Raw genomic sequence first — 12,528 nt, 5'->3', positions numbered from 1 at the left:
AATAGGCATGACCCGCATCTCTTTGACTCGGGGTTCCCACGGCCAAATATGGGCTTCACTGCAAGCTGGAGTACGCTCCTCGGGGAATTAGAGGAACTTTCCGACAGTGCGACACTAATTACGCCACTGTCTCACGACCGGTTCACCATCACCGATATCCAAGAACAACGGGTGATCACCCGGTTTCAGGACAAAGATATCGATCCAACCCAGCCACTACAGCGTGAGCAATTCGAGACGCTCTACGAGCGGATTACCGACGCCACCGGTGGCTTCGAACTCGATAGGTTGCCGCCAGACGCCGACGCCTACCCAGCCGTCTGGAGTCTCCATCCCCGCTTCGAGATTGACGAAGAACAGGGAGTCATCATCGAACGCGACGGACCAACCTCTTCACAGCTCGTCAAGACGGATCCCGAGGAAGACGTGGCAGATGCCGACCGAACGGAGCCCGACCTCGCCGTGTATGCTGACGCTCTCCTGTTGGTCGACGCACTCGAACGCCACGACGTGGAGTATCTGGAGGGCATGGAAACGCCCGCGCTCGTGAACATCTACACCCTCCTCTCCGACGTGCAGCGCAACGCCAATGAACTCCGACAGGAGGTGCGGTCAGTCCTCCTTGATCGCTTGCATCACGATCAGCCCGTCGCCGGGCAATACGGCTCCGTCCAGCGCACCTCCCGGCGGAATCGCTCGCTCAAGGATGAGGAGGAGGTCATCGAGACAATGGAAGCCGCCGGTATCGACCGCGAGCGAGTGACCAGCGTCGACAGCAGCAAAGTCGACGAAGCACTGGACGTGGTTGAAGTGGCCGAATCCGAGGTGTACGATATCGAGGAAAGTGAGTACGTCCGAAAGGCCGAGGTTCACGACGAACAGAAGGAGACTCGCTTGCAGGGCCTGAAGGATCAACTCGCAGCTGCCGAGGGTGAGGAAGCCGAAGCACTCCAACAAGAGGTCGAAGAACTCGAAGCCCGTATTGAAGAACTCACCGAGTTCAACTCCGGCCACTCGTTCCACACGCAGTCAAACGCCGATCCATAGCAGCTCCCGACAGACATCTATCCCCACACTTGCGGGCGACTAAACGGTCACCAACGTTTTTCAGAGTGCTCGACAAGAACTCACACGATACTGATGTTTGGGTTCCTGGCCGCTGCGTTTTCTCGAACCGCTCGCACAGAGCCGGGCAGTCCCTACGAGTGTCGCCACTGTGGGCAGCGATTCAGGGTTCAGCATCACTCCTGTCCGGACTGCGAGAGCTACAGTGTCGAACGCGTTGTCTGGCCAATGGCCAGCGACTGACAGTCATAGATCCAGACATCCGCCTTTGCTGACAGAATCGCTATCGCTTTAGGCCGCCTACTCGACGATACGAGTAGGCAATGTTCGAGTTGACCGGTTTTCAGCGCGATCTGTTGTACTGTATCGCCGGGGCAGAGGAACCCTACGGGCTCGGTATCAAAGCCGAGCTGGAAGCCTACGGCGACACAGAAGTCAACCACGGGCGGCTGTATCCCAATCTGGATACGCTTATCGAAAAGGGATATGTGACGAAAAGCCAGCTCGACGACCGCACGAATCGCTACGAGTTGACCGATGCCGGCCGAGAAGTGCTCGCTGGGCGGCGAGAGTGGGAAGCTAAGAAACTCTCCGGAGTATTAGATAGCTGAATCTGGAGTCCGACTCGGAGACAGGCTTCGAATTTTACTGTCTCACCGTCTGTACTGCACATCGTTCTATCTACGCTACGATTTCAACACCAAAACGGGCCATGTTCTCTGTAGACTGCTCTATGAACGGTCGTTACCCCGATTTTAAGGAACTGCGGTCGACTGGCGAGGCGTCCCACTTCTAGGACACGAAGCTGGACGACAAGTGTCATCGGTTCCGACGACGCAAGAACTCGACTGTCAAAAATGTGGACGGGCGACCGATCATCGATACAATATCCATGAATCAGTCCCGGACGAGGCGTTGACGGGACAACCGATCTGGGAATACCGGGGGTGTGCCTCGGTTCGCTACGGCCCCAATCTCGGGTAAGACCCGTCCTGGGCATCGATTAACCAACAGGCTGCGAGTAGCGTCGAGGTTTGTTGGTTAAGATCGCGATCTCCTGCAAGCCCGACACCAGTCTCGATGGGGAGTCTTTCCGCGCCAACGAGCGGTGAGGTGCTTCAGATGGAGCAAAATTTCAAACAGGGCTACCGGATGCATCGTATACTCAGCAATCTCAATCGACTCGACGTAGACGGAAAAGACGACGCGGATCGAGAGCGAGTCGAGACCGCGAGAGACCTCCCAGAAGAGGTGAGCCTTCTCACGGGGCCGGGCGACGGAGCCGGGGCGGACGCCCACGCAGACTCCTAACCGGCGTCGCCGGCCACGCCTTGGAAGGCAGCTCTCGCGTTGGTTTATCGCCCCCGACAGGGGTGCGGGTGCGAACCCCGTGAGGTCCAGACATGGCGACATGCAAGCTGCGACGACGTCGAAGAACCATCGGAGGTGGTGCACCTGGCGTAATGGTATTCATCATGCCCAATTACCAAATGACCTATTATACCGGATCTAGGCCGGCGGTAGTTACACGTATCTCACTTCACTACCCCAGTCTATGTCTCAAAATCCTATGGAAACTCTTATCGGCCAATTCTCCCGGTTTACCGTCGGCACAGACTTAGACACTAATGACTGGGTGATGGCTGCTACAGAGTTCGGCGTCAATGACAATCTGAAAGATATCGACCGCTTCCACGCCAGCTGGGATCACAGGGACAATGACCAGCAAGCCAACACAACCCAGTTCCTCAGAGAGGTAGCCGAAGAAGACGAAGACAAAGCCCTCGGAGTAATGCAGCGAATCTATACCTTGGCCGAAACTGATAGTGACACACTGGAAAAATATCCTGCCCTAGAAATCTTGGAAAACAAAAATCCTGAAACAGGAGTTCTACACTCAACGTTCCGCTCTAAACAATTCCTCGATCTCGACAACATTCCCGGTGCGTTCTACCCCGACCTCGTCGACGATATCAACCAGTGCTACAATATCGGAATCAACGACGCCACTCTCGTACTGACACGGAAACTGCTGGAAAACCTGCTCATCGACATCCTTCGAAAACAGTACGGGAAACAAGGAATAGATCTGTACTACCTCCCTGAGAACCACCGATACCAGAACTTCAGCACCCTCCTCAACAACTTCGAGGAAAACCTCAATGACTTCCGACATCTCTCTGGAGGCCTTGGCAGTGACTTCATAGACGAACTGAACGCCTTCCGGCAAAACGCCAACGCAGAGGCTCACTCCATCGAAACCAATATTACCGAAGACGAGATGGAAGACTACCGGGAACAAGCCCGACACGCCTCCCAAATCCTGTTCCAAGTCAAAGATAATCTTTAAAAGCCGATCCCGGATCTCGTCTATAGGTGCTGATCCTTCAGGTTTAATTGCCCCGGCCTACTGAAGACCTCCTGTATCTGATTCTGTCCATTGATTAGATCGATGAATTCAGCCGGGATCTGATCCTCCACATTCTCATTATAGACCGCTTCCACAGCGGACTGCAGCATTACATTTCGCCCCACCTCCGTCACCTCATCCATAACCACATCAGTCATCAAGACAACGGCCTTAACCCGGTTCTCACGGTCGGGGTTAGCGTATATCCCGATGATCTTCTCTTTCAAGCGCTCCCACTTACTCACCCTTTCGTCCCTGTGGTTGACGGTTTTCTCCCTCATCATCTGGTAGACAAAACCGGGAGGTATCTTGACGAAGATTATGATATCCGGGTAGTCTGGGAACTGATCTGTAACCCCGTCAATTGTCGAGAAGATCCAGGAGTCGTACGGGTTCTCCCACGGGATATCGAGAAGGAAAGCGTACGTACTGAAGATCTCGATCTCATTATCACCCGCTTTTTCAGCATAAACAGTCCCGTGGCCATCCGTATCCAAGATGTCAGGGTTAATTCCTAGATGTCCATACGGATTAATGACTTTAGCCAGGTTAGCCCGTTTCTTCACGGCGTCCATCTGTTCTTCGGAGAGAGTGACAGAATGGCGACCGCTGTAGTAATTAATCAGCTCAACCTCGAAATTCGCGTCTGCAATCTCAACCTCTGCTTTCGAATTCCTCTGCTTAATCAGCTCAGCCAGTTCTCCGGCGACCTCCTGAATCACCCGTTCTCTGAAACTGGAGTTCTCAGTTACCTTTTCCGAGATGTCATCGCGGCTAGAAACCCTTACCGCAAAACTATCCTCTCCAACGTCATCCTCCAGATCGTAGTCCAGCCAAAGACTATCCGCTACCTCACGTCCAAATCTCTCCAATTCCCAGCCGTAGCTCGTGGTCTCCCTCTTGTTCTTGCATTCCACCCAGAAGTCTCGATCTTCAGCCCTATAGAACACGTCAGAACCGGGGCCAGCAACCGCAGATTCATCGATGGGACTAGCATCTAACTCCTCAAGGACAAACTTGTGCGCAACCTCCATCTCAAAATACACGTCCCAGAAAGAGGCGAAGTCGTTCACGATATCCTCGCCGTAAAGATCTACTATATTCTTAGAAAGCGTCTTTCCGGTAGGATCGACGATGTCAACATCTTCTAAGATTTGAAGGAAGAAGCAGAACCCCATCGCATTATACGCTTCAGAAGATATCGCATTTGGCCTTCTATCTGAAGCATGATGTAACGAAATCTCGGCCTTGAGAAGGAGGGGGAACAAGGCGTTGTTCTGTTGTTTGTCCAGCGAAGTTCTGCTGACTTCAGGAAAAGGATCCAGCTGTTCTTTCTTGTACTCGTTGTACTTTTTCCGGATCTCTGGATCCTTCTGTTCCAAGAAAGATAGAATCATTTCGTGAGGAGTATCCATCTCAGTCATTAGTTAGAGGTTGACAGTCACCTTTTTGAACCTTTTCTGTAGCCGCGCGGCTTCCCAACGCTTGTTTGGCTACACGAAGTGTATTCTCAACGAAGCCGAGTAATTCGACTGCCATTATCGACTTCTCAGCCATTCCGACGCCGTCTTCCATTTTCAATAGAGGACTCACGACGGTTTTTTGAGGAAGCCGAGCACGTTGCCGAGCACCACTACCAGGTCGCTCGAATGACAGACAATGAAGCCCACGAGTATATCTGATACGCCGCCCTCCGGGTGGTTGAAGCTGAGGCGAACCACCTCCCAGCAGACTGGACGCCAACCGACGAGGTGACCGTCGTCTACGGGAGCGATAAGCCAATATTCGATAGGTAAGGCTCCAGCGAAGACTGGTGGGAGATCGTCCCGCCGCAAAAAGCGTGTACCCGCTTCCGGGTGTTCTTCCCAGACGGCCGCCTTCCCTTTCCCGTAGGTAACGACTGATCTACTCCACTGGACGGACTGTGTCGCCTTCTCGACAGACCCGGTCGAACGTTGAGAGATACGCGATCCGGTCGTGAACTTCGTTGGTATCTAGTTCAAGTTTTGCGGCCAGTTCGTCGACGGCCATCGGCTCGTCGAGTACCTGGAGGACTTCGAGCCCCCGGTAGTACCTGTTTGTGAGTTCTCGAACGCGTCCCTCAATCGGAGTGGTCACCCCGTACCGCTCCTCTAATTCCATCAAGGCCTCATTCGCGAATGTGACGAACTGGTCGTCACACAGGCGTTCGATCTGGATGTCGAGTTCATCCCGAACAGCGTCGTAATCAAGGCCGGCCTGCACGAGCATATTCATGTCCTCGATGTCGTCATCACGGCCAGCGATCAGTTTGAACAGGAAGATATCCACGTTGCTGACCAGCCGGACAGTCAATCGCTCGGTCGCGAGGAACGGCTCGCTGCGCTCTTGCATGCCGTCAGTGAGAACGAGCTTGTTTGCCACCTGCTGGTTAAAGATATCGAGGCGACACCCATCGTCGTTCTCAACGCAGCTCGTCGCCCCCAGTGCTCTATAGTCAGGGTCAAGCGACTGGATTTCTGAATACCCGAGATCCATCAGGACGGCCCACAGCTGCCCGTATGCGTCACCATCCGCGAGAACCAAGTCAATATCTTTCGTCGCCCCTTTGAGGTCACGCAGCGACATCGCACCACCACCGATCAAGTAGACTGTGAGCGGTTCAGATATACCAACGTCTATGCGCTTGAATTCGTTCTCGATGTATTCACGTCCGAATGTGGGTCTCATGGAGGGAGTGGCACCTCGTAATCAGCCGCCAGATCCCGGAACTCGTCCCACGCCGGGAGACGGTCGTCTTCGACTTCGCCCTGCGTCTTGAGGTATCTCAGCAAGCCGTCGATCTCATCTTCGAGGTCATACTTCGCCGCCTGCTCGCGGAGCTCCTCCTCGTCGATGTCGACGTGGCCAAGCAGGAGGAGACAGTACGAGCGGTAGCGACTGCCGTCGTCGATTATCAGCGTGTGACAGCAGAGCTCCGCCGGCGAGACTTCGTCAAGTTCCTCGGAGTAGACGTAGTAGCGGTGGTCAGTGAGCAGGAACTGGAGATCGAAGGCCGCGAATCTAGCGAGGCCGGTTTCGTGGAACCCCGCCGCGTCGATTTCCTGCTCGGCCTGGGCGAGGAATTCGTCGTAATCCTCCCAGAGAATCGTGCCCATCGGAGCTACGGCTTCGAGGCATTGCCGATGTAAATGGTGTACGAGTTCACGTGCGAACTCGTTGAGCCGGCCGAAGTCGGCGTTGAACTCATAGTGACCATCGTCTGTTCCGACGAGACCCCGGTCACGTAATCGCTTGAGGATTCGGTTGACCGTGTTGCGGTAGTTGTTGCTGAGGTCTGCGATCTCGGCGACGGTTCGCGGCTGGTCGATATAATATAGTACCTCAAGAGACTTTCCAGTCACCAGCTCAGAGAACCCAATGTGGGAGTGTTGGCGGACGAGATCCTGGTAGATCTCAACAGCGCGAGCGTCTGATGGGACGACCCGTTTTCGGCGGCCATCTCGTTCCGTGTAGACGAGGCCCTTCTCAGTCAGGTCGTTGATAGCACGAGATAGATAGCTCTCGCTGTGGTCGAGTTTCGCTGCGAGTTCGGAGATCGTGTCGCCGCGGTCGACCGTGGCGAGGACATCGAGTTCGATACGGCGGAGCACGGTATAACATATTACGAAACTCATATATAAATCAGTTTCGAGTAATGTTACATCTAGCGTGTAATAGAAGCCGATCCACGTCGTCTTAACCAACAAAATTATGATATAGCAGACTCTGTTGGTTAACACAAGGGCAATCGATGTCGTACGAACCCCCAACTCCACCGGCGGAACTCCAGACAGATATCGTCAACACACTCAACAGCTACTCCCCAGACCAGCTCCAGCACGTCGCACGCTACGCCGAAGAGCTAGCAGAGCACAAAGCTCGCGAGAGCCGGCTTGAACAGGAATCAGATGATGACGAGATCGACAACCGTCCCGATGACCTCCCGGACGATGTCCCGTCGAAGGCCACGATCACCATCAAGGAAATCAACGATAATCGCTACTACTACTGGCAGTGGAGGGAGGGAGACAAAGTCACGTCTAAATATAAAGGGCCAGTCAATCCGGACGAGTAAGGCGACAGCTGCTGTTATTTCGCCGGATAACACCCCCCGTGTGCGAAGTGAATTTACGCCGACAGCGTCGAGACACCACCCCGTGTGCGATATGATTTCGGTTGCTTTCCGCAGGAGACCCCGTGTGAGAGATGAATTGAGTGATGAGTCGGAGGGGGACACCCCGTGTGCAAAATGAAATCTTGCGTACTGTTGTCAGACACACCTAGTTATTCTAACAACACACTCGACGGAAATACCCTCTGTATGCGAAATGAATTTGAAGCCGGCGTCGGGGACTTTTCGCGTCAGTTCCCTTCGAAGAAATCGTCTATCTGCGCGTTGACAACGGATTTGACGAGATCCTCTTCGTGTTCAGCATCCTCAAGACGGAAGTCAGTCTGGAGAGTCTCGGCGACGACCCCCGGATCGTCGATGAAGGTGTACTCCTTGTGAACCCCACTACCGTAGCCGCGCCCCCGTTTCTCGGACGTGACGAAATTGTAAGTCTCAGCTTCGTTCATGTATCGCAGATAGGAGTCGCGCGATTTTTCATCGGCATCCAAGAGATCGGTGAGGTACTGGTACACTCGGTAGGCAACCGTACTGGGGACGGCATTCAGGTTGCGCTGCGAATAAACAGGGACGATCGCGGTTGCGTAGAGCGAGAGCTTCTTTTGTGTCGAGAGGCCCTGCATCTGGGTCAGCGTCCGATCCCGTTCGGCTTCCTTTTGAGCGTCGCGGACGTGCTCTTCACGGACAGTATCTTCTCCACCTCGGTCGGCGATTTCACCCGCCTTCCGAAACAGATCGATTGCCTTCCGCGCATCGCCGTGATCCTGGGCAGCGAATGCGGCACTGATCGGAATAATTCCATCCTCGAGAACGTCATCCTGGTACGCGTCGCGACGGCGTTCAAGGATTGCCTGCAGTTGAGTCGCGTCGTAATCAGGGAAGACGACATCCTGCGGATTGAATGAACTCTCTGCCCGGCCGTCGATATCCTCCATGAATCGGGGATCATTCGTGAGCGCGGCGACGGACACATGGCCCACGATGCGTCCAAGCTGGGACGCTCGCGACAGCTGGTAGAGCAGTTTCGAATATGCCGGCTCCTCGTTCGGATCTCGTTGCCGACCCACCAGAAGGTCGACCTCGTCAAGTATGATGATGACCGAGTCGAAGTTGTTGCTCAGAATCTCGTAGAACCGGTCGAGTTTCTGGTCAGTCGAAATCCCGCTTTCAGGGACGCCGACATCAACGCCGGCTTCTTCGGCCGCATTCTTCACGAGCCGATAGACAGCCCGGTCGTGAGATTTGATCGTCTGGCAGTTGATTTTGATGACACCGAATCGATCTCCCTGCGAATTCGCGAGTTCAAGAACCTGCTGGCAGACCGCATTGATGATAAGTGATTTCCCGGTCCCCGACGGGCCGTAGAGGAGCATATTGGGTGGGCGATTCCCCTGCAGTGCCGGTCGCAGGTAGGTGATGATGTCGTCCAGCTGCTCATCACGACCAACGATCCGGTCTTCGTCGATGACGGCATCCGGGTCGAGAAGTCCTTTATCGCGAAAGACAGAGTTCTGGACTCCTTCCTGAAGACGGCCTTTGATAGATTGTGAGATGGATTGTTGCTCGTCGCCGTCAGCCATGTATGCGAGGTTAGGACGAAACTATAAATAAATATGGGTACCGTGTGCGAGGTTAAATCACTCGAATTCAGTCGATAGAAGGGCTTAGAAGTCGGGTGTTCGGTTGAACCTCGTGACCGCGGGCAAAATCAATTGATCGTGATAACCCCCCGTGTGCGATATGAATTCGCGGGAAGGCTCATCGAACAGCCGGCGACGTCAAGGCGAGTCAGAAGACCTCGGCGGAGGCCCCCCGTGTGCAAAATGAAACATCAGACAGTGTCTTGATCCGGACAGTATCAGGAATATCTCTAGACAACCTCGCGTAGGACGAGATTTCGTCGGGAGACCACCCCCCACACCCCGTGTGCGATATGAATTTCCCGAGAGGGTGGGCAGGGACGCACCATTCATGAAACACGGTATTCGACCAGAGAAGCCGTGATAAGACGTAGAACAGACGATAACACCCAACCCACGAGAGAGTAAAGCCACGAACTAATGCGTAAGTATCACGAAACGGTACGTTTCGTTTCGACCGACTCTAGTTCTAGTAAGGGTTTGGTTGACAGAGTGGCTACGTAAAGGTTTCTCTGTTAAGTATATCACTCCGATATTGTTGTTTCTGGGTTCTCTCACCCGTGATATCGTAGATTTCGGGTGTTTCGCAGCCTCTCTTCTCTACTACCCCCTCCCGCTATCTTCCTGATTTCATATCGCACACGGGGTGTGGGGGTTCGAATCCGTGGGGACATGGTTAACCAACAAACTCTTTCCGACCGGGCCCATGTTGGTTAACTTTTCTTCGTTCTCGCGAACGCCGTCAACTCCGGCACCCGGGTCTCCGCGAGTTCTCGACGAATCTCCGTTCGATCCCAGCCAAGCGGTGACAGTACACTCTCAACAGCTCTGATGAGTTGCGTCTCGTAGTACGGGACATCGTACGACTCGACCTCCTCGTGCGCTAACGCGACCCGCTCTCGGGAGTTCTTCTCGTCGTCAACGACCACGTACTCAATGTCTTGTCCTGGGTGAACAGCGAAGTCCTGCTCCCGAGCTCGCTTTAACGCCGCCACATTCTGCGTATTCTGTGTGTATCGTTCTAACGGCTTGGAGATACGATTTCGTTCGACAAGTTTCTCAACCGTTACTGTTCCAGCTTGGAGGCGATTAATCGCGTCTTGAAGACAGTCGAGTACGGCGTCCGGAGATCGTGTCGCATTGAGTTGTTCGAGACAGTCACGCTGAACGTCCTCGACGAACGGCGGGGTTGAGCGCTGCCGGGCTTCAATCCCTCTAATTTTGAAGTCGTCTTCGCCGGCGACCTTTCCGAAGTACTTCGTCAGCGCGCCGGCATCGCTCTCGCGCTGTGGGACAAACGCCACCCAGTCATAGTGAGCTTCGTGTTCGAGTCGGATCTCGACACACTCAGTGATTTCCGTTGCGAGTGCGTTGAGGTCTTCGCGGTTCTCGTCGTCGATGTCGGGATCGGGCGTCACCCAGATCGAATCAACGATGCCATGGACGACACGCCACCCGCCGGCTTCCAGCCGTTGTTTCGCCGTTAGCAGAATCTCGCGAGCGAACGCGTTGATGGCTTCGTGACACTCAATGCGTCCGAACTTCGCGTTACTGAATCCCTGATACCCAAAGCAGGCGACGAGAATCCATTTGAGAGCCCCTGAGCGGCCTTCGAGTTCGGCCAGTCGTTCTTCGTCGGGATTGTCCCGTTGTTTCTCGCGACGGATTGCCGCCTTGATCTCGTCACGAGCGTCGATGATCGGTTGTAGCACATCGACAAGGTACCCCTGTTCGTCACAAATCGAGTATCCGAGCTCGGGGACGTCCTCACGTTCCCTGTGACAGTCACATCGGATGACATCGGGTGAAACGTTTCGAGTACAGATGATGTTCGGATAGAGGCTCGAAAAGTCGAGTTCGTGAACATCCTCATGTAAGCCAACCTCGGGCGCGAAGATGAAGCCGCCGCGGTCGGCGTCGTGGAGTGTTCCCATCGGTTTGTAGAACTCGTGTCGCCAGGAGTTCCACGGCACGAGGACACCGCGGTCGTGGGCCTCGCAGATTTGAATCGCCGTGAGCACGTTTCCGATCGAGGCCCAGGCAAGCTCCTGAATCGGTTTTTTCGAGCGCGACACAAGGTCAAGGACGCCATCGAGGTTCGTCTCTCCGTAGAAGAACGTATTCGACTCGTCGATGATCACCCGGCCGGGCACGTTGTACCGTGCCGGTGAGTGACCAACACGACCGTAGCTTGAGTACGTCGACCGGCTCGCCAGCTGCTGATAGCCCACGTTTGGCAACCGGCTCATGGAAAAGTCATCCACGCCGGCTTCCGTGGCCATTTCGTGGAGGGTTGGGATGATATCGCTCGTCGAGCAGACCAAAATATCTGGATCTTGATCTTCGAGTGCTGTTTGCACGATGTTCAGAATCTCCACCGGTGAGCCAGCGACAGTGTCACCGCCGACCGAGAGCTTCCTATATATCTCATTGTTCGTTTCACTTACCGGTACGCTGAGTCGGAGGGTTGATATCTCGCAGGCAGGCGTCGGATCAACACCGTTCTCTAGACAGTAGCGGAATTCTCGCGAGAAATCGACATTGAAGCAGGCGAGATCGCCGATTGGATAGTCCGATAGCTGCCGTATCTGCCGGGCAAGTGGGGTGACGCGGTCGATGTGGGCGACATCAACGGCGAGGACTGTCTCCTCGTCTCGTCGAAAACTAGGCCGTCGCGTAACCATTTCAGTCGTGACGACACCAGGGTGCTGATTGTACACCGACTGGAGTGTGGTGAGACCGGAGTCAACGTCTGGGTCACGAGCGGCGACGTAGAAACGTGGGGTGTAGTCGTCCCGTTCTGTTGGGATGGCACCGTCGACGGTTGTATTCCACTCTATGACTCGACCGTCGTCAAGGAAGTCGATAGTGAACGCCATCTGTCTGCTTCAAACCGAACGACTCAGTCGTGGTTAAGCAATGGCGTGTTGCTTCCGTAGTTCAGAGAACGAGCTTGGTGGCCCGCTATCGGCATGTATTCTGCTATACGGCTGTCTGCAATCGTTTCTTAGATGTCTTCCGGAATCCATTCTTAACCAACAGTTGCGATGAAATCCCCGGATCTGTTGGTTAAGATCTGTGTTTCAGTATGATTGGTGCCTCTACCTTTCCAAGTTTTGTCAAGAATTACGTGCAAGATACAGAGTATCGGCCTTGTTTAGACGGGGAACCCGGTCGGTCAGAGAGATGTGCAACTAGTATCGTTTCGCTAGTAGCTCTAACGAAGTGCCAAATCTACTAGGAAGTGAAGCGGGACGGATTGG

The 12,528-nt window shown here is 54.3% G+C and carries 10 protein-coding genes and 2 pseudogenes; 7 read left to right on the top strand and 5 right to left on the bottom strand.

Translation table 11 applies throughout. The features are described from left to right. The first annotated feature begins 48 nt into the window (after nt 1-48). From DM826_RS07890 to DM826_RS07870, 5 genes and pseudogenes are all read left to right on the top strand, one after another. A complete protein-coding gene (locus tag DM826_RS07890) occupies nt 49-1,047 on the top strand; it encodes a hypothetical protein (RefSeq protein ID WP_120102860.1) in 999 nt (332 codons plus the stop codon). 341 nt (nt 1,048-1,388) lie between these two features. Beyond that, nucleotides 1,389-1,676 (top strand): PadR family transcriptional regulator, encoded by a 288-nt coding sequence (locus tag DM826_RS07885; RefSeq protein WP_120102859.1) that lies wholly within the window; start codon nt 1,389-1,391, stop codon nt 1,674-1,676. Nucleotides 1,677-1,869: 193 nt separating this feature from the next. Continuing rightward, nucleotides 1,870-2,049: pseudogene (locus DM826_RS13220) on the top strand (hypothetical protein); the annotation flags it as partial. A gap of 138 nt (nt 2,050-2,187) precedes the next feature. Continuing rightward, nucleotides 2,188-2,376 carry a hypothetical protein gene (locus DM826_RS07875; RefSeq protein ID WP_120102858.1) on the top strand — a complete coding sequence of 63 codons (189 nt, stop codon included), beginning with the start codon at nt 2,188-2,190 and terminating at the stop codon, nt 2,374-2,376. Between the two features lie 259 nt (nt 2,377-2,635). Beyond that, on the top strand, nt 2,636-3,415 hold the full coding sequence (locus DM826_RS07870; RefSeq protein ID WP_120102857.1) for a hypothetical protein: 780 nt from the start codon (nt 2,636-2,638) through the stop codon (nt 3,413-3,415). A gap of 20 nt (nt 3,416-3,435) precedes the next feature. Here the strand turns inward: DM826_RS07870 and DM826_RS07865 are convergent, their stop codons facing one another. Beyond that, entirely contained in the window at nt 3,436-4,899 is a 1,464-nt protein-coding gene (locus DM826_RS07865; RefSeq protein ID WP_233735723.1) for a hypothetical protein, read from the bottom strand. Between the two features lie 149 nt (nt 4,900-5,048). Here DM826_RS07865 and DM826_RS13370 point away from each other — a divergent pair. Continuing rightward, a pseudogene (locus DM826_RS13370) lies at nt 5,049-5,364 on the top strand (hypothetical protein); the annotation flags it as partial. Between the two features lie 16 nt (nt 5,365-5,380). Here the strand turns inward: DM826_RS13370 and DM826_RS07855 are convergent. Continuing rightward, a complete protein-coding gene (locus DM826_RS07855) occupies nt 5,381-6,184 on the bottom strand; it encodes a DUF6036 family nucleotidyltransferase (RefSeq protein ID WP_120102855.1) in 804 nt (267 codons plus the stop codon). Then, complete coding sequence (locus DM826_RS07850) at nt 6,181-7,107, bottom strand: MarR family transcriptional regulator (RefSeq protein WP_120102854.1); 927 nt, start codon at nt 7,105-7,107, stop codon at nt 6,181-6,183. Before DM826_RS07850 ends, DM826_RS07855 begins: the two co-directional genes overlap by 4 nt. Nucleotides 7,108-7,247: 140 nt before the next feature. Between DM826_RS07850 and DM826_RS07845 the strand changes: the two genes are divergently transcribed. Continuing rightward, nucleotides 7,248-7,571, top strand: a complete 324-nt coding sequence (locus tag DM826_RS07845; RefSeq protein ID WP_120102853.1) for a hypothetical protein — start codon at nt 7,248-7,250, stop codon at nt 7,569-7,571. 287 nt (nt 7,572-7,858) lie between these two features. Here the strand turns inward: DM826_RS07845 and DM826_RS07840 are convergent, their stop codons facing one another. Together DM826_RS07840 and DM826_RS07835 are read right to left on the bottom strand one after the other, a co-directional pair. Further along, complete coding sequence (locus tag DM826_RS07840) at nt 7,859-9,205, bottom strand: orc1/cdc6 family replication initiation protein (RefSeq protein ID WP_120102852.1); 1,347 nt, start codon at nt 9,203-9,205, stop codon at nt 7,859-7,861. Nucleotides 9,206-9,978: 773 nt separating this feature from the next. Then, complete coding sequence (locus DM826_RS07835; RefSeq protein WP_120102851.1) at nt 9,979-12,144, bottom strand: type B DNA-directed DNA polymerase; 2,166 nt, start codon at nt 12,142-12,144, stop codon at nt 9,979-9,981. Nucleotides 12,145-12,528 lie beyond the last annotated feature (384 nt).

This window comes from Halonotius aquaticus, from assembly GCF_003605575.1.
In the GTDB taxonomy this organism is placed as follows: Archaea; Halobacteriota; Halobacteria; order Halobacteriales; family Haloferacaceae; genus Halonotius; species Halonotius aquaticus.
Note: the sequence above shows the minus strand (reverse complement) of the source record. Positions and strands in the feature narration are given on the sequence as shown.